This is a genomic window from Streptomyces hebeiensis (assembly GCF_052983195.1).
Genome location: NZ_CM129812.1, coordinates 1,555,374 through 1,579,446 on the forward strand (window position 1 = coordinate 1,555,374; position 24,073 = coordinate 1,579,446).

23 protein-coding genes and 1 pseudogene are annotated in these 24,073 nt (G+C 71.6%); 9 read left to right on the forward strand and 15 right to left on the reverse strand.

Going from position 1 to position 24,073, the window contains the following annotated elements:
- Positions 1–24: 24 nt before the first annotated feature.
- From ACU6P3_RS06705 to ACU6P3_RS06715, 3 genes are all read right to left on the reverse strand, one after another.
- Complete coding sequence (locus ACU6P3_RS06705) at positions 25–981, reverse strand: SPFH domain-containing protein (protein WP_030753424.1); 957 nt, start codon at positions 979–981, stop codon at positions 25–27.
- 91 nt (positions 982–1,072) lie between these two features.
- The gene (locus ACU6P3_RS06710; protein WP_447196329.1) at positions 1,073–1,501 is read right to left on the reverse strand and encodes an NfeD family protein; all 429 of its coding nucleotides are present in this window, start codon (positions 1,499–1,501) and stop codon (positions 1,073–1,075) included.
- A gap of 50 nt (positions 1,502–1,551) precedes the next feature.
- Positions 1,552–2,343, reverse strand: coding sequence for an ABC transporter ATP-binding protein (locus ACU6P3_RS06715; RefSeq protein WP_447196330.1), 792 nt, complete (start codon positions 2,341–2,343; stop codon positions 1,552–1,554).
- A 127-nt stretch (positions 2,344–2,470) separates the two neighbouring features.
- Here ACU6P3_RS06715 and ACU6P3_RS06720 point away from each other — a divergent pair, with 127 nt between their 5' ends.
- Positions 2,471–3,250 carry an Rv1486c family protein gene (locus ACU6P3_RS06720; protein ID WP_344281156.1) on the forward strand — a complete coding sequence of 260 codons (780 nt, stop codon included), beginning with the start codon at positions 2,471–2,473 and terminating at the stop codon, positions 3,248–3,250.
- Positions 3,251–3,419: 169 nt separating this feature from the next.
- Here ACU6P3_RS06720 and ACU6P3_RS06725 read toward each other — a convergent pair whose 3' ends face one another.
- The 3 genes from ACU6P3_RS06725 to ACU6P3_RS06735 all read right to left on the reverse strand — a co-directional run bounded on the left by ACU6P3_RS06725 (position 3,420) and on the right by ACU6P3_RS06735 (position 5,595).
- Positions 3,420–3,668: a chaplin gene (locus ACU6P3_RS06725; protein WP_030753414.1), complete on the reverse strand. Its 249-nt coding sequence runs from the start codon at positions 3,666–3,668 to the stop codon at positions 3,420–3,422.
- Between the two features lie 150 nt (positions 3,669–3,818).
- Positions 3,819–4,457, reverse strand: a complete 639-nt coding sequence (locus ACU6P3_RS06730; RefSeq protein WP_447196331.1) for a response regulator — start codon at positions 4,455–4,457, stop codon at positions 3,819–3,821.
- A complete protein-coding gene (locus ACU6P3_RS06735) occupies positions 4,450–5,595 on the reverse strand; it encodes a GAF domain-containing sensor histidine kinase (RefSeq protein ID WP_447196332.1) in 1,146 nt (381 codons plus the stop codon). Before ACU6P3_RS06735 ends, ACU6P3_RS06730 begins: the two co-directional genes overlap by 8 nt.
- Before the next feature lie 240 nt (positions 5,596–5,835).
- Here ACU6P3_RS06735 and ACU6P3_RS06740 point away from each other — a divergent pair.
- The 3 genes and pseudogenes from ACU6P3_RS06740 to ACU6P3_RS06750 form a co-directional block, all read left to right on the forward strand.
- A pseudogene (locus ACU6P3_RS06740) lies at positions 5,836–6,540 on the forward strand (SDR family NAD(P)-dependent oxidoreductase); the annotation flags it as partial.
- 113 nt (positions 6,541–6,653) lie between these two features.
- Entirely contained in the window at positions 6,654–7,781 is a 1,128-nt protein-coding gene (locus ACU6P3_RS06745) for an S-adenosylmethionine:tRNA ribosyltransferase-isomerase (protein ID WP_447196333.1), read from the forward strand.
- A 354-nt stretch (positions 7,782–8,135) separates the two neighbouring features.
- A complete protein-coding gene (locus ACU6P3_RS06750) occupies positions 8,136–8,834 on the forward strand; it encodes a transglycosylase SLT domain-containing protein (RefSeq protein ID WP_447196334.1) in 699 nt (232 codons plus the stop codon).
- Between the two features lie 140 nt (positions 8,835–8,974).
- On the opposite strand, the gene ACU6P3_RS06755 is transcribed toward ACU6P3_RS06750, so the two are convergent.
- Positions 8,975–11,584 (reverse strand): ABC transporter ATP-binding protein/permease, encoded by a 2,610-nt coding sequence (locus ACU6P3_RS06755; RefSeq protein ID WP_447196335.1) that lies wholly within the window; start codon positions 11,582–11,584, stop codon positions 8,975–8,977.
- Between the two features lie 607 nt (positions 11,585–12,191).
- On the opposite strand from ACU6P3_RS06755, the gene serB reads away from it, so the two are divergent.
- Entirely contained in the window at positions 12,192–13,559 is a 1,368-nt protein-coding gene (serB, locus tag ACU6P3_RS06760) for a phosphoserine phosphatase SerB (RefSeq protein WP_447196336.1), read from the forward strand.
- 118 nt (positions 13,560–13,677) lie between these two features.
- Here the strand turns inward: serB and ACU6P3_RS06765 are convergent, their stop codons facing one another.
- From ACU6P3_RS06765 to ACU6P3_RS06780, 4 genes are all read right to left on the reverse strand, one after another.
- On the reverse strand, positions 13,678–14,199 hold the full coding sequence (locus ACU6P3_RS06765; protein WP_030753390.1) for a SixA phosphatase family protein: 522 nt from the start codon (positions 14,197–14,199) through the stop codon (positions 13,678–13,680).
- A gap of 195 nt (positions 14,200–14,394) precedes the next feature.
- Positions 14,395–14,583 (reverse strand): hypothetical protein, encoded by a 189-nt coding sequence (locus tag ACU6P3_RS06770; protein ID WP_352086230.1) that lies wholly within the window; start codon positions 14,581–14,583, stop codon positions 14,395–14,397.
- Positions 14,584–14,749: 166 nt separating this feature from the next.
- On the reverse strand, positions 14,750–14,866 hold the full coding sequence (locus ACU6P3_RS06775) for an SGM_5486 family transporter-associated protein (RefSeq protein ID WP_267958538.1): 117 nt from the start codon (positions 14,864–14,866) through the stop codon (positions 14,750–14,752).
- Positions 14,867–14,870: 4 nt separating this feature from the next.
- Entirely contained in the window at positions 14,871–16,268 is a 1,398-nt protein-coding gene (locus ACU6P3_RS06780; protein ID WP_447196337.1) for a CynX/NimT family MFS transporter, read from the reverse strand.
- Positions 16,269–16,478: 210 nt separating this feature from the next.
- Between ACU6P3_RS06780 and ACU6P3_RS06785 the strand changes: the two genes are divergently transcribed.
- Entirely contained in the window at positions 16,479–17,156 is a 678-nt protein-coding gene (locus tag ACU6P3_RS06785; RefSeq protein ID WP_030753383.1) for a FadR/GntR family transcriptional regulator, read from the forward strand.
- Positions 17,157–17,267: 111 nt separating this feature from the next.
- On the opposite strand, the gene ACU6P3_RS06790 is transcribed toward ACU6P3_RS06785, so the two are convergent.
- From ACU6P3_RS06790 to ACU6P3_RS06805, 4 genes are all read right to left on the reverse strand, one after another.
- Positions 17,268–17,669 carry a hypothetical protein gene (locus ACU6P3_RS06790; protein ID WP_447196338.1) on the reverse strand — a complete coding sequence of 134 codons (402 nt, stop codon included), beginning with the start codon at positions 17,667–17,669 and terminating at the stop codon, positions 17,268–17,270.
- A gap of 147 nt (positions 17,670–17,816) precedes the next feature.
- The gene (gene fabI / locus ACU6P3_RS06795; protein ID WP_030753378.1) at positions 17,817–18,587 is read right to left on the reverse strand and encodes an enoyl-ACP reductase FabI; all 771 of its coding nucleotides are present in this window, start codon (positions 18,585–18,587) and stop codon (positions 17,817–17,819) included.
- A 4-nt stretch (positions 18,588–18,591) separates the two neighbouring features.
- Positions 18,592–19,311: a 3-oxoacyl-[acyl-carrier-protein] reductase gene (gene fabG / locus ACU6P3_RS06800; protein WP_447196339.1), complete on the reverse strand. Its 720-nt coding sequence runs from the start codon at positions 19,309–19,311 to the stop codon at positions 18,592–18,594.
- Between the two features lie 163 nt (positions 19,312–19,474).
- Positions 19,475–19,651, reverse strand: coding sequence for a hypothetical protein (locus ACU6P3_RS06805; protein ID WP_447196340.1), 177 nt, complete (start codon positions 19,649–19,651; stop codon positions 19,475–19,477).
- A gap of 49 nt (positions 19,652–19,700) precedes the next feature.
- Here ACU6P3_RS06805 and ACU6P3_RS06810 point away from each other — a divergent pair, with 49 nt between their 5' ends.
- From ACU6P3_RS06810 to ACU6P3_RS06820, 3 genes are all read left to right on the forward strand, one after another.
- Positions 19,701–21,227, forward strand: coding sequence for a TldD/PmbA family protein (locus ACU6P3_RS06810; protein ID WP_447196341.1), 1,527 nt, complete (start codon positions 19,701–19,703; stop codon positions 21,225–21,227).
- Between the two features lie 180 nt (positions 21,228–21,407).
- Complete coding sequence (gene hemC / locus ACU6P3_RS06815) at positions 21,408–22,361, forward strand: hydroxymethylbilane synthase (protein WP_344281109.1); 954 nt, start codon at positions 21,408–21,410, stop codon at positions 22,359–22,361.
- A gap of 238 nt (positions 22,362–22,599) precedes the next feature.
- Complete coding sequence (locus ACU6P3_RS06820) at positions 22,600–23,997, forward strand: metallopeptidase TldD-related protein (RefSeq protein ID WP_447196342.1); 1,398 nt, start codon at positions 22,600–22,602, stop codon at positions 23,995–23,997.
- Positions 23,998–24,073: the final 76 nt, after the last annotated feature.

Here is a 24,073-nt window from a genome sequence, read left to right on the forward strand (position 1 = left end):
CGACCCTCGGGTTTGCCGCGGGCCTCAGTCCAGCGACGGGCTCTGCCGCTGCTCCTTGACGGTGCCGACCTTTCCTCCGCTGCCTCCGGTGTCGAAGCCGGGAGCGCCGGGACCGAGGTTGCCGAAGGCTCCGCTGAGCCCCTTGAGAGCGTCGCCGATCTCGCTGGGCACGATCCACAGCTTGTTGGCGTCGCCCTCGGCGATCTTGGGGAGCATCTGGAGGTACTGGTACGAGAGGAGTTTCTGGTCCGGGTCGCCGGCGTGGATCGACTCGAAGACCGTACGGATCGCCTGCGCCTCGCCCTCGGCCCGCAGGGCGGCGGCCTTGGCCTCACCCTCGGCACGCAGGATCGCGGACTGCTTCTCACCTTCGGCCGTGAGGATCTGGGACTGGCGGATACCTTCGGCGGTGAGGATCGCGGCGCGCTTGTCCCGGTCCGCGCGCATCTGCTTCTCCATCGAGTCCTGGATGGAGGTGGGCGGTTCGATGGCCTTCAGCTCGACGCGGTTGACGCGGATGCCCCACTTGCCGGTGGCCTCGTCGAGGACACCGCGCAGCGCCGCGTTGATCTCCTCGCGGGAGGTGAGGGTCCGCTCCAGGTCCATTCCGCCGATGATGTTGCGCAGGGTGGTGACGGTGAGCTGTTCGATCGCCTGGATGTAGCTGGCGACTTCGTAGGTCGCGGCCCGGGCGTCGGTCACCTGGTAGTAGATGACGGTGTCGATGTTGACGACCAGGTTGTCCTGTGTGATCACCGGCTGGGGCGGGAAGGGCACGACCTGTTCGCGGAGGTCGATCCGGTTGCGGATCGAGTCGATGAACGGCACGACGATGTTCAGTCCGGCGTTGAGCGTCCGCGTGTAGCGGCCGAAGCGCTCGACGATGGCGGCGCTCGCCTGGGGGATGACCTGGATCGTTTTGATCAGGGCGATGAATACAAGCACCACCAGGATGACCAGGACGATGATGATTGATGGCATCGCGTTCCTCGGGACCCTTCGCCGCCGGATGTTCCGATGATCCAGTTTCTCAGACTGGGGACCTGCATGGGTAATCTTCCCCAGGGTTGGCTCACATGACGACTGCTGTGGCGCCGTCGATTTCGACCACGTCGACCTGCTGGCCAGGTTCGAACGTGGCGGACTCATCGTATGTGCGCGCCGACCAGACCTCTCCGGCGAGCTTGATTCGGCCACCTCTGCTGTCGACCCGTTCCAGGACGACGGCCTGACGGCCCTTCAGGGCGTCGATGCCGGTGGCCGCTCCGGGGCTCGCGGCGCGCTGACGGGCCGCGTACGGCCGTACGACGGCGATGAGCGCCACGGACACCACGACGAACACGAGGACTTGGGCCACCACTCCGCCGCCCAGCGCGGCGACGACGGCTCCCGCGACCGCTCCGGCCGCGAACATGCCGAACTCGGGCATCGCGGTGAGGACGAGCGGAATTCCCAGCCCGACGGCGCCGATCAGCCACCACACCCATGCGTCGATATCCACGTGGCCATGGTAGGGGCGGGGGCACCTCCCCCGACAGGGGTGATATCCGGTCAGGCGAGCGGCAGGCCCTGCGCGGTCCAGCGGTCCCCGTTCCGCTCGACGACGAGCGGGAGTCCGAAGCAGAGCGAAAGGTTGCGGGAGGACAGCTCCGTCTCCATCGGGCCGGCGGCGAGGACCTTGCCCTGACGGATCATGAGGACGTGGGTGAAGCCCGGGGCGATCTCCTCGACATGGTGGGTGACCATGATCATGGAGGGGGCGTACGGGTCACGGGCGAGGCGGCCGAGACGGCGCACCAGGTCCTCCCGGCCGCCGAGGTCGAGGCCGGCGGCGGGCTCGTCCAGGAGCAGCAGCTCGGGGTCGGTCATCATGGCGCGGGCGATCAGGGTGCGCTTGCGCTCGCCCTCGGAGAGCGTGCCGAACCGGCGGTCCAGGTATTCGGTCATGCCGAGCCGGTCGAGGAAGGCGCGGGCGCGCACTTCGTCGACCTCGTCGTAGTCCTCGTGCCAGGTCGCGGTCATGCCGTAGGCGGCCGTGAGCACGGTCTGCAGGACGGTCTGCCGCTTGGGCAGCTTCTCGGCCATGGCGATGCCGGCCACGCCGATGCGGGGGCGCAGGTCGAAGACGTCGACCTTGCCGAGGCGCTCACCGAGGATGGAGACGCTGCCGGTGGTGGGGAAGAGATAGCTGGAGGCGAGGTTGAGCAGAGTGGTCTTGCCCGCGCCGTTGGGACCGAGGATGGCCCAGCGCTCCCCTTCCTTGACCGACCAGGAGACGTCGTCCACCAGAGCGCGTCCGTCGCGGACCACGGATACGTCCACCAGCTCCAGTACATCGCTCATGAGCGCGTTGTCTCCCCATGCAATCGTCTTGAGGTTTCGGATGCGCCTGCGGGCGCGGCCCCCAGGGGAAAACCTACGCCACCTCTCGGACAGCCCGGCCGAGAGGTCCGTTCCCTAGGCTGGGTCCATGCTTTCGCAACCACGCTCAGGATTGCTGGCCGCTTGGGGAAATGCCCTGTTGGCCGGGTTTGTCTCACCGGACGACGCCGTGCTCGCCGTGGTCGGCGAGGACGCGGTGCACCGGGTGGAGGGCCTGCCCGGCGAGTCCGGTCCCGTCGGGCTGACCCTGGCCCTGGGACGGCTGCGGGCGCTCGGGGTGACCGGGTTCCGGGTCGCGCTGCCCGCGCCGGGGCACCCGCTGGGGCTGAGCGGTCCGCCGGAGTTCAACGCGCGGGCGCTGGAGGCGGAGGAGGCGGTGATCGCGGTGGGCGCGCCGTGGGGGCTGGTGCCGGAGGTGACGGCGGTGGGCCCGGAGGGCGACCGGCATGTCGAGGTCCGCTGGCACTGCCTGCCGGTACGGGAGGCACCGCCGGCGGACGTGCCCTCACTGGGCGAGGCGGAGCGCGAGCTGACGGACGCGCTGCGGGAGGCGACGGAGGTGCTGTCGCGGCTGGACGTGGCGGCGTCGGGCCCGGTGGCGGAGGCGCTGCTGGACACGTACCGCGCCCGCGCGAAGGGCGAGGGAGAGGTGCTGGCACCCGGGTATCCGGCGCGGGCGGCGCGGGTGCTGGAGCAGGCGCGGCGAGTGGCGCTGATGATCTCGCTGGCGTACGAGAACGGGCACGGGGGCGCGGTGAGCGCGGCGGAGATGGCGGCGCGGGTGGAGGCGCTGCGGCCGGTGGAGAGGTTCGCGCGGAGGGCGCAGGTCGCGTCGTACAACGCGTATGTGGAGGAGCGGGCGCGGTAGCCTCCGGCCCGGTTCGGGAGCGTGTGGTGCGGGCCGGTGGTCGTGTGCGGGTTGTCACCGGGGGCCGTTCCGGGGTCATGTCCGGAGGCCCTGGCCCCCGCACCCACCGCCGGGCGGCCCGCCCCCGCCGGGCACCGCACCCACGACTCCCCAGCCGGGAGGCGAACCGTCAGTGGTTGACCGAGTGGTTGCCGAACGCCGGGTTCAGCAGGCCGACCACGTTCACCGTGTTCCCCGTCACGTTCACCGGGACGTGCACCGGCACCTGCACCGTGTTGCCCGAGCCCACACCCGGCGAGTGGGTCGCCGCGCCGTTCGCGTGCGCGCCGCCCTCCGTGGCGGAGGCGGCGCCGGCGGAGACGCCCGCCGCGAGGCCCGCGGTGACCATGACCAGGGCGGCCTTCTTGGCAATCTTCATCGAGGTATTCCTTGTCGCGTTGTCCATCAGGACCGCGGCGGATCGCCGCCGTCCGCGATGAAGAACGCCGCTCCCCCACGGGGGATGCGCCGCGTGAGTGACATACACCCGACGGTATGAATCTCACACCGGATGGGAACCGAACGCTTCTCAGTCCGTCACCCCATGTCGGACGGCCCACAGCGCCGCCTGCGTCCGGTCCGCGAGGTCCAGTTTCATCAGAATGTTCGAAACGTGGGTCTTCACCGTCTTCTCGGAGAGCACCAGCGCGCGGGCGATCTCCCGGTTCGAGCGGCCGTCGGCGATCAGGCCGAGCACCTCCCGTTCCCGTTCGGTGAGCGTGGTGCCCCTGCCCTGGCCGCCGCCGTGGTCGTCCTGGGCCAGCAGCGCGCCCGCGACCTCCGGCTGGAGCAGGACGTGGCCCGCGTGGACGGAGCGGATGGCACCGGCCAGGGCATCCGGATCGACGTCCTTGTACACGTAACCGGAGGCTCCGGCGCGCAGCGCGGGTACCACCGTGCGCTGCTCGGTGAAGCTGGTGACGATCAGTACCTTGGCCGGGTTGGCGAGGGCGCGGAGCTTGCGCAGCGCCTCGATGCCGTCCGTGCCGGGCATCTTGATGTCCATCAGGACGACGTCCGGGCGCAGTTCCTCCGCGCGGGCCACGCCCTCGTCGCCGTCCGACGCCTCGCCCACGACCTCGATGTCCTCCTGCACCTCGAGGAACGTCCGCAGTCCGCGCCGCACCACCTGGTGGTCGTCGACCAGCAGCACACGGATCTCAGCCACCGGGCACCTCCATCTCGATCGTCGTGCCCTGTCCCGGGGCCGACCGGACCCTCAGCCGGCCGCCCACCCCGCTCGCGCGGTCCCGCATCGAGACCAGTCCCAGGTGGCGGCCGGCCCGGCGGACCGCACGGGGCTCGAAGCCCTTGCCGTTGTCGGTGACGCTGAGCACCGCGCCCTGGGCGCGCCGGGCGAGGACGACGTCGACGCGGTCGGCTCCGGAGTGGCGCAGGGCGTTGTGCAGGGCCTCCTGGGCCACGCGCAGGACCGCCTCCTCCTGGGCCGCGGGCAGGGCCCGTACGGCGTGGCTCTCGAAGGTGACCCGCGCGGAGTGGGCCCGGTCGAGCACCCGGATCTGGGTGCGGAGCGTGTTGACCAGGCCGTCCTCGTCCAGGGCGGCCGGGCGCAGCTCCACCACGGCGGCGCCCAGTTCGTCGGTGGCCTCGGCGGCGAGCGTCGCGACCTGCTGGAGTTCGCCCTTGGCGCGGACCGGGTCGCGGTCCACCAGGGCGGCCGCCGCCTGGGCGGTCAGCCGGAGCGAGAAGAGTTTCTGGCTGACGGCGTCATGGAGCTCGTGGGCGAGGCGGGAACGCTCCTCTGCGATGGTCAGTTCGCGGCTGCGTTCGTAGAGCCGGGCATTGGTGAGGGCGATCGCCGCGTGCTGGGCGAGGATCGAGAGGAGTTCCTCGTCCTCCTCGGTGAATCCGCAGCCGCCGGCCGGCCTGGGGCAGCGCTTGTTCGCGAGGAAGAGCGCGGCGAGCGTCTCGTCGCCGTCCCTGACCGGCAGCCCCAGGAAGTCGGACATCTCCGGGTGCGCGCTGGGCCAGCCCTCGAAGCGGGGGTCCTCGCGCACGTCGGCGAGGCGCTCGGCCCGCTCCTCGTGGAGCATCGCGGCGAGGATGCCGTGCTGCCGCGGCAGCGGGCCGATGGCCTTCCACTGCTCGTCGCTGACGCCGTCCACCACGAACTGGGCGAAGCCGCCGTGGTCGTCCGGCACGCCGAGCGCCGCGTACTCGGCGTCGAGCAGTTCGCGGGCCGAGACGACGATCGTCTTGAGGACGTCCCGTACCTCCAGGTGCCTGCTCATCGCGAGGAGCGCGGTGCTCACGGCGGCGAGGCCGGAGCTCGGTCGGTGGCTCATGGCTTCACCGTACCGGCGGGTCCGTACGGGTCGTATCGGACCGGGGACCGTCCGGACACGGGCCCTGCGGCCTAGGCCGAAGTGCCTCCGAGGACCGGCCCCGCGCACGAGGTGGCGGAGGGCGAGCGCTTCCTAGGTTGGGCCGCGTCGAGACGTACGGATCCGAACCGTACGTATCCATCGATGTCGGCGCGTGCCGCGTGCGGACGTGCCGATGCCGGACGCGAAGGAGCGGACGTCATGCCTGTAGCGATCATCACGGGTGGCTCGAAGGGGCTGGGGCGCGCCCTGGCCGTGGCGCTGGCCGGGCGCGGCTGGGATCTGGTGCTGGACGCCAGGACCGCGGACGTACTGGAGGGGACGGCGCGGGAGGTCAGGGCCGCCGGGGCGGCGCACGGCGCCCGGGTCGTGGCGCTCGCCGGGGACGTGACGGACGGCGCGCACCGCGCGGAGCTGGTGCGCGCCGCGGCCGGGCTGGGGGCGCTCGATCTGGTGGTGAGCAATGCCTCCGCGCTGGGCGTGGAGCCGCTGGCGCGGCTGGACGCGCTGCCGCTCGACGGACTGCGGGCGGCGCTGGAGACCAATGTGGTGGCCGCGCTCGGGCTGGTGCAGGAGGCGCTGCCGCTGCTGCGGTCGAGCGGGGCGGGCGCGGTGATCGCGGTCAGTTCGGACGCGGCGGCCGAGGCGTACGGGACGTGGGGCGGGTACGGGGCGTCCAAGGCGGCGCTGGACCAGCTCGCGGCGGTCCTCGCGGTGGAGGAGCCGGACGTACGGGTGTGGGCGGTGGACCCGGGCGACATGGGGACGGATCTGTACGCGGCGGCCGTACCGGACGACGCGGATCCGCGGCCCGCCCCCGAGGCGGTGGTGCCGGGCTTCCTGCGGCTGCTGGAGCGGCGACCGGTGAGCGGCCGGTACGCGGCGCCCGCCCTGGTCGGCGCCCGCACGCATGCGGAGACGGGCGCGGGGACGACCCCGGAGACGGACGCGGAGGAAGGCACGGCATCCGGAGCGGGGGCGGCGGGGGACATGGAGGAGGGCTCGGGGGTGGGTTCGCGATGACCGTCCTGGAGGCGCTGCGGGTGCCGGAGGAACTGTCGGCCCGGGTGCCTGCGGAGCAGCGCGGGCGCGGCCGGGACGACGTGCGACTGCTGGTGTCGCGGGGGACGCGGGTGACGCACCACTCCTTCCCCGAGCTCGCGGGGCGGCTGCGGGCCGGGGACGTGCTGGTGGTCAACACCTCCCCGACGCTGCCCGCTGCGGTCGACGGGTGGCTGGGCGGTGAGCCGGGCGGCGTACGGGTCGTCGTCCACTTCTCCACCCGGGGTGACGACGGCCGGTGGGCGGTCGAGCTGCGGACGCCCGACGGGCGGTCCGGATCAGGGACGACGGTGCCCCGGGCCGGCGGGCCGGCCGGCGCGGTCGTACGGCTGCCGGGCGGCGAGCGGCTGTCCCTGGTGGAGCCGCTGAGCCCGGGGACCGGCCGGCTGTGGTGGGCGCGGGTGTCGTGTGCCGACGTGCCGGGGCTCCTGCACCGTCACGGCCGGCCCATCCGGTACGGGTACACGGAGCGGGACCAGCCGCTCGCGGCGTACCGGACGGTCTTCGCCCGCCCCTCCGCCGACGGCTCGGGCTCCGCGGAGATGCCGAGCGCCGGGCGGCCCTTCACCCCCGACCTGGTGGCGGAGCTGGTACGGCGGGGGGTGCGCGTCGCGCCGTTGTCGCTGCATACGGGGGTGGCGTCGGCGGAGGCGCATGAACCGCCGTACCCGGAGCGCTTCGAGGTTCCGGAGTCGACGGCGCGGCTGGTGAACGCGGTACGCGCGGGCGCGGTCCGGGACGGGGGCGGGGGCGGGGGTCGGGACGGGAGCGGGGGCCGCGGGCTCGTCGTGGCGGTCGGTACGACGGCGGTCCGGGCCCTGGAGTCGGCGACGGGCCGGGACGGAGTGGTACGGGCGGCCTCGGGGTGGACGGATCTGGTGATCACACCGAGGCGCGGGGTACGCACCGTGGACGGGCTGCTGACCGGGCTGCACGAGCCGGCGGCTTCCCACCTGCTGATGCTGGAGGCGGTCGCGGGGCGGGAGGCCCTGGTGGCGGGCTACCGGGAGGCGCTGCGCGAGCGCTATCTCTGGCACGAATTCGGGGATGTCCATCTCCTTCTCCCACCGTCCCGCCCCTCGTGACCGAACCGCGTGACTCCCGTGATCGAAAAGGCAGACCAGAGCCCAGCATCCCCGAAAATCAATTACATAGCGCATTGCAGTGGCAACGTTTGGTCAATACGTTACCTCCGGGATGTGAGCCCGCACATAGGACGTGGATCACTTACGAACCTGGCTAGTCGATATAAGAAACGTGTGTGAGCTTGGCCTAAGCCCAAGTTGGGGCCATTTCTCAAGGCCCGTTTCCACTATCCAGGGTCGTACGTCACATGATTGCCACGGCATTTTGCCGCCGCTAAGAATTGCGTTCGTCGCCGCCGAGCTGGCTGGCCGTCCGGCCTCCGCGACTTCCGCTATTCGAAGAGGTACGTCTCTATGTTCTCGTCACGCACCCCTGGTCTCAGCAATCTGAACAAGACCCAGCGCGCTTCCCTCGCTGGAGTCGCCGCCGCCGGTATCGCGGCCATCACCTTCTCCCTGGTTCCGGGTGGCAGCACGCCCGCGAACGCCGCTGAGGCCAAGCCTGCCGCCGCCGCCCCCGTCGCCCTGAAGGCGACCGCGGGCAGCGACCAGGCGTCGGCCGTGCACGCGATCATCGCCAAGCAGCAGGTCACCGCCGAGAACGCGGCCAAGATCCAGCAGGCCGCCACCAAGGCGAAGGCCGAGAAGGCCGCCAAGGTCACCTCTCAGGCCAAGACCGAGCGCACTCAGGTGAACACCGCCAGCCGTTCCGACGACCGCAAGCCGGTCTACGCGAACAACCTGGACGGCTGGATCCGTGAGTCGCTCGACATCATGAAGAAGCACGGCATCCCGGGCTCGTACGAGGGCCTGCACCGCAACATCATGCGCGAGTCGAGCGGTAACCCGAACGCGATCAACCTCTGGGACATCAACGCCCAGAACGGCATCCCGTCCAAGGGCCTGCTCCAGGTCATCCCGCCGACGTTCAAGGCGTACCACGTCCCGGGCACGTCGACGAACATCTACGACCCGGTCGCCAACATCACGGCCGCGGCCAACTACGCCGCCGACCGTTACGGCTCGATGGACAACGTCAACAGCGCCTACTGACGCTGACGCGCACACCGTCGCGCGACCGATATCGCCGGAGGGCGGCACCCCGTGCGGGGTGCCGCCCTCCGGCGTGCGCCGAGTGGCCGACGCGTGCGCGGCCTCGGCGTGTGCGGGCCTCCGCGCGTGCGGCGCGGCCGCTACTTGCGCATGACCTCCGGCTCGTGGCGGCGCAGCAGGCGCGAGACCGCGAATCCGCAGACGACGCCCATCAGCAACAGGATGCTGATGTTGATGCCCCACTGGCCGGCCGTGTGCTCCCACAGGGGGTCCAGGTCGGTGGGGTTCTTCGGATCCCACGGCGGCATCAGGTGGGCGAGGTCCAGCGTGGTGCCCGCGCCCGCGATGGCCCAGCGGGCCGGCATCAGCCAGGCGAACTGCTCCAGCCCCGGCGAGCCGTACACCTGGAAGAGGATGCCGGTGAAGACGATCTGGATGATCGCGAACATGACCAGCAGCGGCATCGTCTTCTCGGAGGTCTTCACCAGCGAGGAGATGACGAGGCCGAACATCATCGAGGTGAACCCGAGGGCGATCACGACAAGGCAGATCTCGACGGCGGGGGGCATGAGCAGGCCCTCTTCCGGCATCTCGCGGGTGGCGAAGCCGATGCCGCAGATGATGCCGCCCTGGAGGGCGGTGATCAGCCCGAGCACGATGACCTTGGACATCAGGTACGCGGAGCGGGACAGGCCGGTGGCCCGTTCCCGTTCGTAGATCACACGCTCCTTGATCAGTTCACGGACGGAGTTGGCCGCGCCCGAGAAGCACATGCCGACCGCGATGATCATCATGATCGTGCCGGCCTTGCCGTTGAACCTCGCGGGCGGCTCGGGCGCCGCCAGACCGAAGTCGGCGGGGATGACGACGCTGACCACACCGAGGACCGCGGGCAGGATCAGCATCAGCCCCATGAAGCCCCTGTCGGAGGCGATCACCGAGGAATAGCGGCGGATCAGTGTGTAGAGCTGTGACCCCCAGCTCTGCGGCTTGGGCGGGCGCATCTGCTGCGGCGGGGGCATGTGGACGGACTGCGGGGCGACGGCGTCGATGTCGGCCGCGTACATCTGGTAGTGCTGCGACCCGCGCCAGCGGCCCGCCCAGTCGTAGTCGCGGTAGTTCTCGAACGCCGAGAAGACATCGGCCCAGGTGCTGTAGCCGAAGAAGTTCAGGGCCTCCTCCGGCGGTCCGAAGTACGCCACCGAACCACCGGGGGCCATGACCAGCAGCTTGTCGCATATCGCGAGCTCGGCCACGGAGTGGGTGACGACCAGAACCGTGCGGCCGTCGTCGGCCAGGCCGCGCAGCAACTGCATCACATCGCGGTCCATGCCCGGGTCGAGGCCGGAGGTCGGCTCGTCCAGGAAGATCAGCGACGGCTTGGTGAGCAGCTCCAGGGCCACGGACACGCGCTTGCGCTGGCCGCCGGAGAGCGAGGTGATCTTCTTGTCCTTGTGGATGTCGAGCTTCAGCTCGCGCAGCACCTCGTCGATGCGGGCCTCGCGCTCGGCCTCGGCGGTGTCACCGGGAAAGCGGAGTCTGGCCGCGTACTTGAGGGCCTTCCGGACGTTCAGCTCCTTGTGCAGGATGTCGTCCTGCGGCACCAGGCCGATGCGCTGGCGGAGCTCGGCGAACTGCTTGTACAGGTTCCGGTTGTCGTAGAGGACGTCACCCTGGTCGGCGGGGCGGTAGCCGGTGAGCGCCTTGAGCAGGGTGGACTTTCCGGAGCCGGACGGGCCGATGACCGCGATCAGCGACTTCTCCGGGACGCCGAAGGAGACGTCCTTGAGGATCTGCTTGCCGCCGTCCACCGTCACCGTGAGGTGGCGGGCGGAGAAGGAGACGTCACCGGTGTCGACGAACTCCTCGAGGCGGTCGTCCACGATGCGGAAGGTCGAGTGACCGACGCCGACGATGTCGTTGGGGCCCAGCAGCACGGTGCCGGACTTGGCGATCGGCTGACCGTTGACGTACGTGCCGTTGTGGGAGCCGAGGTCGCGGATCTCGAAACGGCCGTCGGGAGTCGCCGTGAACTCGGCGTGGTGGCGCGAGACCTGGAGGTCGGAGACGACCAGCTCGTTCTCCAGCGCACGACCGATACGCATGACGCGGCCGAGCGCGAACTGGTGGAACGTGGTCGGGCTGCGGTCGCCGCGGACCGAGGGGGCCGCCGCGGCGCCGCCCGCGCCCTGGCCGGGGAAGGCGGCACCGGCCTGCTGGTGCGGCGCCTGTCCTTGGTGCTGCTGAGGCGCTTGATGCTGGGGAGCGGCCTGGCGCGGAGCCTGCTGCGCCTGGGGCTGCGGCCAGCCCTGCTGCTGGGCGCCGGGTGCCTGCATCTGCTGCTGGGGCGCCTGCGCCTGCTGCTGCCAGGCCTGTTGCTGCTGCGGCACCTGATGGGCCGGCTGCTGCGCCGCCCCCTGCCCGCCGTACGCGTCGCCCCCCGCGCCCGAGCCGCTGAGGCTGATCCGGGGGCCGTCGGTGGCGTTCCCCAGATGGATCGCGGACCCGGCGGCGATCTCCAGCTGCTGGATGCGCTGCCCCTGCGCGTAGGTGCCGTTGGTGCTTCCGTGGTCCTCTATGACCCAACCCCGGCCGCCCCAGCGGATGGTGGCGTGCCGCCAGGAGACCCGGGCGTCGTCGATCACCACATCACCCTGCGGATCGCGGCCGAGGGTGTACGACCTGGACGGATCGAGTGTCCAGGTACTTCCGTTCAATTCCAGTACGAGTTCAGGCACTCCATGCCCCACTAATTGTCCCCCGACGTACCCCCCGTCACGGGGAGTCTAGGGATGGCGAACATCGTGGGAACTATTTCAGGCCCAGCCCCCTCTTCGAAAGCCGGGCCTCTTCCCATCGCGGCACAACCGTGTAACAGCCCGCGACGAGAGGCTGTTGGGACGGGAGAAAGGCACGCGGAGAGCGGCAACCGCGCATGACTGCCACGTAAGGGGAGCGAACACGGAGAACGAACACAAGAAGGACATCGCCCGTCGCGTACGACGCGGACGACGGGAAACCCGATGACGTGAGGGTGCGGGCGGTGAGGGGTGACGGCCGCCGCCGTCGCCCTTCCCGGCGGTCGATTCCGTCCGCGGCACCACGCGCCCCCACGCCCCGCACACGCCCACACCCCTCACGGAGGACCGGGACCCACCATGCCGAGGACGTCGCTTTTCGGCCACGTATGGCGCAGTCGAGGGCCGCGAAGTTTACGTCCGGATGAAGCGAGGGCGTACCCCGGGAACACCCAGAGCGAACGGTCGGCGACGTACCGCGACCGCTCTTTCCGGCCCGCGTCCGCTCCGCGGGACAGGCGGCGACGGGTCCGGATGAGCCCTATACGGTGGAATCACCATGGACGTATCGGAACCCCGTCGGACCACCGACGTACCCACCCTTCTCGTCAAGATCTTCGGGAAGGACCGCCCCGGAATCACCGCCGGGCTCTTCGACACCCTCGCCGCCTACTCCGTCGACGTCATCGACATCGAGCAGGTCGTCACCCGTGGCCGCATCGTCCTGTGCGCCCTGGTCGCGGCCCCTCCCGGGGGCGCCGCCGCCGAGGGCGACCTGCGCGCGACCGTGCACAGCTGGGCCGACTCCGTACGGCTCCAGGCCGAGATCATCTCCGGCACCGGCGACAACCGGCCGCGGGGCAGCGGCCGTTCGCATGTCACCGTGCTCGGCAACCCGCTGACCGCCGAGTCGACCTCGGCCATAGCCGCCGGCATCACGGCGTCGGGCGGCAACATCGACCGTATCTTCCGGCTGGCGAAGTACCCGGTGACCGCGGTGGAGTTCGCGGTCTCGGGAGTCGGGACGGAGGCGCTGCGCACCACGCTGGCGCCGACCGGCGCCTCGCTCGGGGTGGACGTCGCCGTGGTGTCGGCCGGGCTGCACCGGCGGGCGCAGCGGCTGGTGGTCATGGACGTGGACTCGACGCTGATCCAGGACGAGGTCATCGAGCTCTTCGCCGCGCACGCCGGGTGCGAGGCGGAGGTCGCCGAGGTGACCGCGCGGGCCATGCGCGGGGAGCTGGACTTCGAGGAGTCCCTGCACGCCCGGGTCGCGCTGCTCGCCGGGCTCGACGCGTCGGTGGTGGACAAGGTACGGGCCGACGTCCGGCTCACGCCCGGCGCCCGCACGCTGATCCGTACGCTCAAGCGGCTCGGGTATCAGGTGGGTGTGGTCTCCGGCGGATTCACGCAGGTCACGGACGCCCTCCAGGAACGGCTCGGGCTGGACTTCGCCTCCGCCAACACGCTGGAGATCGTGGACGGCAGGCTCACCGGGCGCGTGGTCGGCGAGATCGTGGACCGGGCGGGCAAGGCACGGCTGCTGCGCCGGTTCGCCGCCGAGGCGGGGGTGCCGCTGGCGCAGACCGTGGCGATCGGCGACGGCGCCAATGATCTGGACATGCTGAACGCGGCGGGACTGGGGGTGGCCTTCAACGCCAAGCCGGTGGTCCGCGAGGCCGCGCACACGGCGGTGAACGTGCCGTTCCTCGACACCGTCCTGTACCTGCTGGGCATCACCCGCGAAGAGGTCGAGGCGGCGGACGGCGAGGGCGGGGAGAGCGGAGAGCCGTCCGGGGGCGGGGAGAGCCCGGAGGGCGTGGAGGTGCCGGAGACCCCGACGAGCGGTGGGACCCGGGAGGCCCTGGGGGCCCCGGAGGGCGACAGGAGCCGGGAGAGCGGCGGAAGCCGGTACCAGGACGCCTGAGACGACGCGCGTCCCGCGACTGTCAGGGGAAAGCCCCGGCACAGCACTCACCCACTGAGCCGGGGCTTTCCCCTTCCGTCGCCCTGTTCGTTCCGCCTCCCCCGCCTCGGTGAGGCCGTCAGACGGCGTGCGGTGTCCAGAATTCGACCAGCCTGCCCACACCGTGTTCCACGGACTTCCAGGAGCCGTCGAAAGAAATCACGGCAAAAGCCGCGGTGGGGAATCCCGACCTGGTCATTCGGGCGATGGCATCGCCCTGCGACTCGCCGGAAAGCGCGTCCGCGAGCGCGTGGGTTCCGGGATTGTGGCCGATGAGCAGGAGGTCGTTCACATCGTCGGAGACTTCGTTGAGCAGCGCGAAAAGATCGCCGGGGGTGGCATCGTAGAGCCGGTCCTCATAAACGGTCCTGGGACGCTGCGGCAACTCCTGCACGGCGAGCTTCCAGGTCTCGCGCGTCCTGACCGCGGTGGAGCAGAGAGCCAGGTCGAAGGCGATACCGGTGTCGGCGAGTCGCCGGCCGGCCACGGGGGCGTCCGAGCGGCCCCGGTCGGCGAGCGGTCGCTCATGGTCCGGCACGTCGGGCCAGTCGGCCTTTGCGTGCCGGAGTAGGACGATCCTGCGCGGTGTATCGACGCTCATGCGTCCCAGCTTCGCATGAAATGGGGCAGGGGGCGCCGAGAGTTGGCGGGCTCCCCGGCACGGGTGAACGATCTGCTCCGCTTCCGGCTCTCGTCCCCTGTCACCACGCGGCGCCCGGCACCCGGCACCCGGTGCTCGTCACTTGGCTCGCGTCACCTGTCGCCCGTCACCGTGTGCCCGTCACACATGTCTCCCTCACCCGGCCAGGGTCAGCTGTATCCGCTCCAGGACCCGCCCGACCGCGGGATCGTCGTCCGTGGACCCGCCGGGCCCGCCCGTGGCGGTCATCAGCGTCAGCAGGGCCACGAAGGCGAGGGCGGGCAGGGCGAAGGACCACCATGGCAGGGCCGCGGGGTGGGACCGGGCGGGTGTACGGGCCTGCATGGCCGCCTCCGGGGTCGTGGGTGCGCGATGCGTCCAACGTACGGTCCGGGGCACCGGCGTCCCATCCGGTGATCCACCCACTCGACCCTGAAACCGGCCCCCTCGACCCTGAGACGCGCCCCCTAGGGGGCGCGGCGTCCCACCGGGTGCGGGGCGGGCCGCACGGTCACGGTGACGCCAGCGAGGCGATGATGCCGATCACCACCATGATGCCGATGATCGTGGCGAAGACGAGCAGCAGATTCCGCTGGCCGTTCTGCGGATTCGGGTCGAGGACTGGCATGCCCTCAGTCTCGCATCCCCGTCTCGCCCTCGATCGTCCGGTCCCGGCCCGCGACGACTCCCGCCACCATCTGCGGCACCAGGAGCGCCGCCATCAGCGCGATCGGCAGCCCCCAGCCGCCCGTCCGCTGGTACAGGACGCCCACCAGCAGCGGGCCCGGAATGGAGAGCAGGTAACCGGTGCTCTGGGCGAAGGCCGACAGCCGTACGACACCGGCTCCCGTGCTCGACCGCATGCCGATCATGGTCAGGGCCAGCGGGAAGGAGCAGTTCGAGACGCCCAGCAGCAGGGCCCAGCCCCAGGCGCCCGCGGCCGGCGCGAGATACAGCCCCGCGTACGCGGTCAGCCCGCAGGCACCCAGGACGAGGACGATCGGGCCCTGGTTCCGCAGCCGCGCGGCCGCCCTGGGGATCACGAAGGCGAGCGGCACCCCCATCACCATGGTGAGGGCGAGCAGCAGGCCCGCCGTCCCCGCGGGGACCCCGGCGTCCCGGAAGACCTGCGGCATCCAGCCCATGGTGATGTACGCGCCGGTGGCCTGGAGGCCGAAGAAGCAGGCGAGCGCCCAGGCGGTACGGCTGCGCCACAGGCCGCCCCCTGACACGGAGGCCGCCTCGGACGCGGGTGCGGGCACGGACGCGGTACCGGCCGCGGAGGCCGTCCCTGTCCCCTTCCGCGCGCTCGCCGCCGTCGCATCCGTCCCCGCCATGGCACCTGACGGCGCCGCCGCCTCGCCCCGGTCACGTATCAGTCCCGCCCATGGCACCAGGGCGACCGCCGCCAGTAGCGCCCAGATCCCCAGCCCCAGGCGCCAGCCGCCGCCCAGCACGTCCGTCAGGGGCACGGTCGCGGCGGCGGCCCCGGCCGTGCCGAGCGCCATGGCCATCGAGTACAGGCCGGTCATCGTGCCGACCCGGTCCGGGAAGTAGCGCTTGACGATCACCGGCATCAGCACATTGCTGACCGCGATGCCCATGAGGGCGAGCGCGCTGGCCGCGAGGAAACCGGCCGTACCGCCCGCGAAGGGCCGCACGAGCAGGCCCGCCGTAATGGCGACGAGGCCGGCGAAGACGACGGCCCCCGGCCCGAACCGCCGGGCCAGACGCGGCGCGGCGAAGCCGAACACCGCGAAGCACAGCGGCGGTACGGAGGTGAGGACACCGGCGACGCTGCCGCTCATGTGGAGGCCGTCCCGCACCTCTTCCAGCAGCGCGCCGAGGCTGGCGATCGCGGGACGCAGGTTCAGTGCGGCGAGGACGAGTCCCACGGCCAGGAGTCCGGGGAACCACGCCGCGGCCCGCCCCGCGGAGGGAGGCGAGGAAGAGGGAGAGGTGAGTGAGGAGGAAGAGGGCGAGGGGGACCCGGCCCGGGTCCGCATGCGCGTCTGCGGCTCGTCATGCATGAGGCCATCATAGAATCATGGGATGATTTCCTTTCAACTCGCTTTCAACTCGTCCGCCCCGTCCGCCCCCGTCCACCCGCCCGGCCGTTCCGCCCTCCGCCCCACCGGCCGTTCAGTGGCACGACCAACCGTCCGTACACCAGGGGTTACCGTCATGTGCGCGGCCATCGCGGCCGTCGCACGCCCCCATGACTCAAGACGAGGAGCACCATGGCTGCCCTGAGCTCTCCCCGGCGTTCCGCGCTCTCCGATCAGGTGATCTCCGAGTTGCGGAACCAGATCACGTCGGGCGAATGGCCGGTGGGCTCCCGCATTCCCACCGAGCCCGAGCTGGTCGAGCAGTTGGGCGTGGCTCGTAACACCGTTCGCGAGGCGGTCCGCGCCCTCGCCCACAACGGACTGCTGGACATCCGCCAGGGCTCGGGCACGTATGTGATCGCGACCAGCGAACTGGCCGGGGTGATGCACCGCAGGTTCGCCGGAGCCGACCCGCGCCACATCGCCGAGCTGCGCTCGACCCTGGAGTCGTCGGCGGCCCGCATGGCGGCCGAGCGGCGTACGGAACGGGATCTGCGGCAGCTGGAGACGCTTCTCGCGCGGCGCGAGGCGGCCTGGACCGCGCGCGACGCGGAACGGTTCGTGTCGGCCGACGTCGCCCTGCACCTGGCCGTCGTCTCGGCCTCGCACAACGACGTTCTGACCGCTCTCTACGCCGACCTCGGCGATCTGGTGCGCGACACGCTCCGCGACGACGTCGAGAGCGGGATCCGCCCGGAGAACCACATGGACCACGCGCGGCTCGTCGCGGCGATCCGGGCGGGCGACGCGGAGGCCGCGGGCACCGAGGCCGCGAGTCACGCCCTCGACTGTCTGGCCGAGCGGGCCTGAGCCGGACGGCGCCCGGCGCGGCGCTCAGCGGCGCGGCACCGGCTCGGCGGCTCGGCGCTTTCAGGCCGCGCCGAGCCGGGGTCAGGTCAGGTCAGGTCAGTCACCGTCACGTCAGGATTCCGCCCCTTCGTGGGTCACCCACACCGCGCGTATCTCCTTCCAGCACCGGCCGGTGAGTTCCGCGTAGCCCGCGGGACGGACCTCCGCGGGGGCGCTGTCGACATCGATGTCCCACCAGCGCGCGCACTCGATGTGCAGCCGTATCCAATCGGTCGACGGATACGGGTTGTGGCACGAGACCCCGGCCTGTGAACCCTGTACGTACGTCCGGCAGGTCGCCCGGAAGCGGTCGTCCCGCACGTGGCCGGCCTCCCGGTCGTCGAGGGCGGCTTCCCGGCCCTCGGCGGGGGCGGCGGGCCCGGTCATGGCCCGTATCTCCGCGGAGACGGCGAGTCCCGTCACGATCAGCACGGCTGCCGTGGCGGCCGCGGCAGGGCGACGAGGCGGGCGCATGTGTCCCAGTGTGCGGCGGTTCGTCGCGCTTTTCGACTCGTACGGACACGGCCGGTGACGCACGGTGGCCGCGTACCGCCCCACCAGGGAGCGGTACGCGGCCGCGCCGGGTCCGGCCGGACCGGGGTCCGGCCGCGGAACCGAGGCTCAGGCGCCCATCATGTGCACGCCGCCGTCCACGTGCACGATCTCGCCGGTCGTCTTCGGGAAGAAGTCCGAGAGCAGTCCGACGACACCCCGCCCGGCCGGCTCCGGGTCGCTGAGGTCCCAGCCGATCGGCGCGCGGTGGTTCCAGACGTCCGCGAGCTCCTCGAAGCCGGGGATGGACTTCGCGGCCATGGACTTGATCGGGCCGGCGGAGACCAGGTTGCAGCGGACGTTCCGGGCGCCGAGGTCACGGGCCAGGTAACGGCTGGTGGACTCCAGCGCCGCCTTGGCGACGCCCATCCAGTCGTACTTCGGCCAGGCGACCTGCGCGTCGAAGGTCAGGCCGACGATCGAGCCGCCGCGCGGCATCAGCGGCAGGCAGGCCATGGTCAGCGCCTTCAGGGAGTACGCGGAGACGTGCACCGCCGTCGAGACGTCCTCCCAGCTGCCTTCGAGGAAGTTGAAGGCGCCCTGCGGACCGAAGGCGATCGAGTGCACGACACCGTCGAGCCCCGCGCCCTCGCCCTGGTGCTCCCTGATCCGGTCGGCCAGCCCGTCCAGGTGCTCCTGGTTGGTCACGTCCAGCTCGATGACCGGGGCGGGCTTGGGCAGCCGCTTGGCGATGCGCTCGACGAGGCTGAGCCGGCCGAAGCCGGTGAGGATGACCTCCGCGCCCTCCTCCTGCGCCACCTTGGCGGCGTGGAAGGCGATGGAGCCCTCGGTGAGGACCCCGGTGACGAGGATGCGCTTGCCGGCGAGGATTCCACTCATGTGATCAGTGACCCATGCCCAATCCGCCGTCAACGGGAATGACGGCTCCAGTGATGTACGAGGCGTCGTCCGAGGCGAGGAACCGCACCGTCGCGGCGATCTCCTCCGGCGACGCGTACCGGCCGAGCGGCACCTGCGCGACGATGCCGGCGCGCTGCTCGTCGGTGAGGACCTTCGTCATGTCGGTGTCGACGAAGCCGGGCGAGACGACGTTGAAGGTGATGTTCCGCGAACCCAGCTCGCGGGCGAGGGAGCGGGCGAAGCCCACCAGGCCGGCCTTGGACGCGGCGTAGTTCGCCTGTCCGGCCTGGCCGAGCAGACCGACCACCGAGGAGATCAGGACGACCCGGCCCTTCTTGGCCCGCAGCATCCCGCGGTTGGCGCGCTTGACGACCCGGAAGGTGCCGGTGAGGTTGGTGTCGAGGACGGAGGTGAAGTCCTCCTCGGACATCCGCATCAGCAGCTGGTCCTTGGTGACGCCGGCGTTGGCCACCAGCACCTCCACGGGACCGTGCCTCTCCTCGACCTCTTTGTATGCCTGCTCCACCTGTTCGGCGTCGGTGATGTCGCAGCGGACCGCCAGGCAGCCGAGCTCGGTCAGAGCCTGGGGCGGCTCCCCGGAGCGGTACGTGATGGCGACCTTGTCGCCGTTGTCGGCGAAAGCACGGGCAATGGCGAGGCCGATGCCCCGGTTTCCTCCGGTGACGAGAACCGAGCGGCTCAACGGATCAGCCTTTCCTTCAGCGGTCGAGTAGCACTAGGAAACCTATAGGGCCCACCGCTGCCCAGGGGAATCGACCCCTGACAGCGCCTCGGTACGGTCCCTGTCGGGTCCCTACAGAAACAGCCGCCATACGGAAACGGCCCCCGGACACCGCCGCACGGGCTCACTCCCCTCCGTACAGCCGGTCCAGCCCGACCAGCACCGCCTCGCCGCGCTCCTCGGCGGTGAGACCCGCGTCGGAGGCGACGAAGCAACCCCCTTCGCCAAGGCGTTCGATCCGTGCCGGCGTGATCGTCGGCGAACTCTGACCACACCAACGGTCCGGGGCCCCGCACGGCATGGTTCACTCCCTATCACCAGCACTCGAGCGCGTGAAGGAGAGGCCGCACGTGGGCCACGAGGTGGATCAGTCATTCCTGGCGCTGCCGATGCGGGCGCTCGCCGACGCCGCGCTCGCGCGGGCGCGGGCGCTCGGGGCCGCGCACGCGGACTTCCGGTTCGAGCGGGTGCGCGGCGCGTCGTGGCGGTTGCGCGACGGGAAGCCGGCGGGGTCGTCGGACACCACCGACCTCGGGTACGCCGTGCGCGTGGTGCACGGCGGGGCCTGGGGGTTCGCGTCCGGGGTCGATCTGTCCATGGACGCGGCGGCCCGGGTGGCGGGGCAGGCCGTCGAGATGGCCAAGCTCTCCGCGCGGGTGATCGCCGCCGCCGGTTCCGACGAGCGCGTCGAGCTGGCCGAGGAACCCGTGCACGCCGAGAAGACGTGGGTGTCGTCGTACGAGATCGACCCGTTCTCCGTACCGGACGAGGACAAGAGCGGTCTGCTGGCCGAGTGGAGCGCGCGGCTGCTGCGGGCCGAGGGCGTGTCCCACGTGGACGCGTCGCTGCTCACCGTCCACGAGAACAAGTTCTACGCGGACACCGCCGGCACCGTCACCACCCAGCAGCGCGTTCGGCTGCACCCGCAGCTCACGGCCGTCGCCGTGGACTCCGGGAGCGGCGAGTTCGACTCGATGCGGACCCTCGCGCCGCCCGTCGGGCGGGGCTGGGAGTATCTGACCGGCACCGGCTGGGACTGGGACGACGAGCTGGAGCGCATCCCCGGGCTGCTGGCGGAGAAGATGCGCGCGCCGAGCGTCGAGGCCGGGACGTACGACCTGGTGGTGGACCCGTCCAACCTGTGGCTGACGATCCACGAGTCGATCGGTCACGCCACCGAGCTGGACCGCGCGCTGGGGTACGAGGCGGCGTACGCGGGGACGTCGTTCGCGACCTTCGACCGGCTGGGCACGCTGGAGTACGGCTCCCCGGTGATGAACGTGACCGGCGACCGGACCGCCGAGCACGGTCTGGCCACGATCGGCTACGACGACGAGGGCGTCGCGGCGCAGTCGTGGGACCTGGTCAAGGACGGCACGCTCGTCGGCTACCAGACGGACCGGCGAATCGCGCGCCTCACCGGCCTCGGCCGCTCCAACGGCTGCGCGTACGCCGACTCACCCGGGCACGTGCCCGTCCAGCGCATGGCGAACGTGTCGCTGCGGCCGGACCCGGCCGGGCTCACGACGGAGGACCTGATCGGCGGGGTCGAGCGCGGGATCTACGTGGTCGGGGACCGGTCGTGGTCGATCGACATGCAGCGCTACAACTTCCAGTTCACGGCGCAGCGGGGGTACGCGATCCGCGACGGCCGCCTCGCCGGGCAGGTCCGGGACTTCGCGTACCAGGGGGTCACCCCGGACTTCTGGGGCTCCATGACGGCGGTCGGAGGGCCTCGGACCTATGTCCTGGGAGGCGCGTTCAACTGCGGGAAGGCCCAGCCCGGCCAGGTCGCCGCCGTGTCCCACGGCTGCCCGTCCGCGCTGTTCCGCAGCGTGAACATCCTGAACACGGCGAACGAGTCCGGCCGCGACTGACGAGACGGTCGTCGGTTGCAGGGGGCGGTCCCACGGGGCCGACCCGCGCGGGGCGGGCCCCCGGTTCCCCGGGGCCGGCGCCCACGCGGGCGCGGGCGCCTGAATCCCCCGGGTCGATCCCGGCGCCGGATCCTTCGGGTCGGTACGGGCGCCCGGGCCGGACGGACTATCGTGGCCCCCATGTCCGCCCCTGAACCAGCAGCCGCTCCCGAACGCATCCGTATCGTCTCGCGCGACTCGCCGATGGCCCTGGCCCAGGTGGAGCGGGTCCGCGCCGAACTGCGTGCGCTGCACCCGCACATCACCACCGAGGTCGTCCCGGTCAAGACCACCGGCGACAAGTGGATGGGCGACCTGTCCCAGGTCGAGGGGAAGGGCGCGTTCACCAAGGAGGTCGACGCCGCGCTCCTCGCCGGGGAGGCGGACCTCGCGGTGCACTGCGTCAAGGACGTGCCCGCCGATCGGCCCCTTCCCGCCGGCACCGTGTTCGCCGCCTTCCTCAAGCGGGACGACGTACGCGACGCCCTGATCCACCCGGGCGGACTGACCCTCGACGAGCTGCCGCCCGGCACCCGGATCGGCACCTCCTCCGTACGGCGCGTCGCGCAGCTCGCCGCGTCCCACCCGCACCTGGAGTGCGTGCCGATGCGCGGCAACGCCAACCGCAGGCTGGAGAAGCTGGCGGCCGGCGACGCGGACGCGCTGCTGCTCGCCGTCTCCGGTCTGGAGCGCATCGGGCGTACGGACGTGATCACCGAGGTGCTGTCCACCGACACGATGTGCCCGCCGATCGGCGCGGGGATCCTGGCGCTCCAGTGCCGCGAGGGCGACACCGCGCTGATCGACCTGATCAGCGATCTGGGCGACCCCGCCACCTACCGCGAGGTCACGGCGGAGCGCATGTTCCTGCACGTGCTCCAGGGGCACTGCAACTCGCCGATCGCCGGGTACGCGAAGGCCGAGCGCGGCGGGGACCTGTCCCTGCGGGCGTGCGTCTTCACGCCGGACGGCAAGACCGTGCTGAACGCGCACGAGTGGGCCGGCCGGCTCGACCCCGCCACGCTCGGCACGTCCGTCGCGGTGGCCCTGCTGCGCCAAGGCGCGCGTGAGCTGATCGACGGCATCGCGCACTGAGCGCACCGATCCCCCGGACACCGGGCGCCGCGCCGGACGGTGAAACACCGCGCCGCGCGTCGGCGGCGCTCGCCGGTCGCGGGAGCCACGCGGTGAGCGCCCGCCACACGGTGAACACCCCGCCGACGCGGGCGGCCCCGCGCCGGTCCGAGGGCCCGTGGGCGCTCGGCGTACGGCCGGATCGGCGCGACCGGCTTCCACACCACGCATACGCAGAAGGCAGAAGGCGGGACGGACGATGGCCACGAGCCGTATCAGCAAGCCGCACGAGATCGTCGAGCGTGCCCTCTCCCTGTCCACCGCCGACGGCTGCGTGGTCGTCGCCGACGAGCAGTCGTCCGCCAATCTGCGCTGGGCGGGCAACGCGCTGACCACCAACGGGGTCACCCGTGGCCGGACGCTGACCGTCGTCGCGACCGTGGACGGTGCCCGGGGAACCGCCTCGGGTGTCGTCTCCCGCGCCGCCGTCACGGCCGACGACCTGGAGCCCCTGGTCCGGGCCGCCGAGGAGGCCGCTCGGGCCGCGGGCCCGGCCGAGGACGCGCAGCCGCTGGTCTCCGGCGGGCCGGCGGCCGACGGCTTCACCGAGGCCCCCGCCGAGACGTCCTCGGCGGTCTTCTCGGACTTCGCGCCCGCCCTCGGCGAGTCCTTCGCCCGCGCCCGTTCCGGAGGGCGCGAGCTCTACGGGTTCGCCCACCACCAGCTGACCTCCACCTACCTCGGCACGTCGACGGGGCTGCGGCTGCGCCACGACCAGCCCACCGGGACGCTGGAGCTCAACGCGAAGTCGCCCGACCGCACCCGTTCGGCCTGGGCCGGACGGTCGACGCGCGACTTCACCGATGTGGACCCCGGCGCTCTGGACACGGAGCTGGCGCGGCGGCTGGCCTGGGCGGAGCGCCGGATCGAGCTGCCCGCCGGGCGGTACGAGACGCTGCTGCCGCCCACCGCCGTGGCCGACCTGCTCGTCTACCAGCTGTGGTCCTCGAGCGCCCGGGACGCGGCGGAGGGCCGTACGGTCTTCTCCCGCCCGGGCGGCGGCACCCGCGTCGGCGAGAAGCTGTCCGAGCTGCCGCTGACGCTGCGCAGCGACCCCGCCGAGCCGGGGCTCCAGTCCGCGCCGTTCGTGATCGCCCACTCCTCCGGGGACGACGCGTCCGTCTTCGACAACGGTCTGCCGCTGACGGCGACGGACTGGGTGCGCGACGGCGTGCTGAACCGTCTCGTCACCACCCGGCACAGCGCGGCCCTGACCGGACTGCCCGTCGCGCCCGGCATCGACAATCTGGTGCTGGAGGGCGGCGGCGGACGCTCCCTGGAGGAGATGGTGGCCGCCACGGAGCGTGGGCTGCTGCTGACCTGCCTGTGGTACATCCGCGAGGTGGACCCCGCCACGCTGCTGCTCACCGGGCTGACCAGGGACGGTGTGTATCTGGTGGAGAACGGCGAGGTCGTCGGCGAGGTGAACAACTTCCGGTTCAACGAGTCCCCCGTCGACCTGCTGTCCCGGGCCGTGGAGGCCGGGCGTACGGAGCGGACGCTGCCGCGCGAGTGGGGCGACTGGTTCACCCGGGCGGCGATGCCCGCGCTGCGGGTCCCGGACTTCAACATGAGCTCGGTCAGCCCCGGAGTGTGACCCCCATAGACTGGGGGTCACGTCAAAACGCGCCGGCCGGCACCGACCCGCGCCGGACCGGCGCCGGCCGCACAAG

What these genes read in the sequence shown, in the direction of transcription:
- ACU6P3_RS06785 (WP_030753383.1), top strand. Translation starts at nt 16,479, where the DNA reads ATGGCTGCCCTGAGCTCTCCCCGGCGTTCCGCGCTCTCCGATCAGGTG.
- fabI (WP_030753378.1), bottom strand. Translation starts at nt 18,587, where the DNA reads ATGAGTGGAATCCTCGCCGGCAAGCGCATCCTCGTCACCGGGGTCCTC.
- hemC (WP_344281109.1), top strand. Translation starts at nt 21,408, where the DNA reads ATGTCCGCCCCTGAACCAGCAGCCGCTCCCGAACGCATCCGTATCGTC.
- ACU6P3_RS06820 (WP_447196342.1), top strand. Translation starts at nt 22,600, where the DNA reads ATGGCCACGAGCCGTATCAGCAAGCCGCACGAGATCGTCGAGCGTGCC.
- ACU6P3_RS06705 (WP_030753424.1), bottom strand. Translation starts at nt 981, where the DNA reads ATGCCATCAATCATCATCGTCCTGGTCATCCTGGTGGTGCTTGTATTC.
- serB (WP_447196336.1), top strand. Translation starts at nt 12,192, where the DNA reads ATGGACGTATCGGAACCCCGTCGGACCACCGACGTACCCACCCTTCTC.
- ACU6P3_RS06745 (WP_447196333.1), top strand. Translation starts at nt 6,654, where the DNA reads ATGACCGTCCTGGAGGCGCTGCGGGTGCCGGAGGAACTGTCGGCCCGG.
- ACU6P3_RS06725 (WP_030753414.1), bottom strand. Translation starts at nt 3,668, where the DNA reads ATGAAGATTGCCAAGAAGGCCGCCCTGGTCATGGTCACCGCGGGCCTC.
- ACU6P3_RS06715 (WP_447196330.1), bottom strand. Translation starts at nt 2,343, where the DNA reads ATGAGCGATGTACTGGAGCTGGTGGACGTATCCGTGGTCCGCGACGGA.
- ACU6P3_RS06770 (WP_352086230.1), bottom strand. Translation starts at nt 14,583, where the DNA reads ATGCAGGCCCGTACACCCGCCCGGTCCCACCCCGCGGCCCTGCCATGG.
- ACU6P3_RS06775 (WP_267958538.1), bottom strand. Translation starts at nt 14,866, where the DNA reads ATGCCAGTCCTCGACCCGAATCCGCAGAACGGCCAGCGGAATCTGCTG.
- ACU6P3_RS06720 (WP_344281156.1), top strand. Translation starts at nt 2,471, where the DNA reads ATGCTTTCGCAACCACGCTCAGGATTGCTGGCCGCTTGGGGAAATGCC.
- ACU6P3_RS06780 (WP_447196337.1), bottom strand. Translation starts at nt 16,268, where the DNA reads ATGCATGACGAGCCGCAGACGCGCATGCGGACCCGGGCCGGGTCCCCC.
- ACU6P3_RS06750 (WP_447196334.1), top strand. Translation starts at nt 8,136, where the DNA reads ATGTTCTCGTCACGCACCCCTGGTCTCAGCAATCTGAACAAGACCCAG.
- ACU6P3_RS06790 (WP_447196338.1), bottom strand. Translation starts at nt 17,669, where the DNA reads ATGCGCCCGCCTCGTCGCCCTGCCGCGGCCGCCACGGCAGCCGTGCTG.
- ACU6P3_RS06735 (WP_447196332.1), bottom strand. Translation starts at nt 5,595, where the DNA reads ATGAGCCACCGACCGAGCTCCGGCCTCGCCGCCGTGAGCACCGCGCTC.
- ACU6P3_RS06765 (WP_030753390.1), bottom strand. Translation starts at nt 14,199, where the DNA reads ATGAGCGTCGATACACCGCGCAGGATCGTCCTACTCCGGCACGCAAAG.
- ACU6P3_RS06805 (WP_447196340.1), bottom strand. Translation starts at nt 19,651, where the DNA reads ATGCCGTGCGGGGCCCCGGACCGTTGGTGTGGTCAGAGTTCGCCGACG.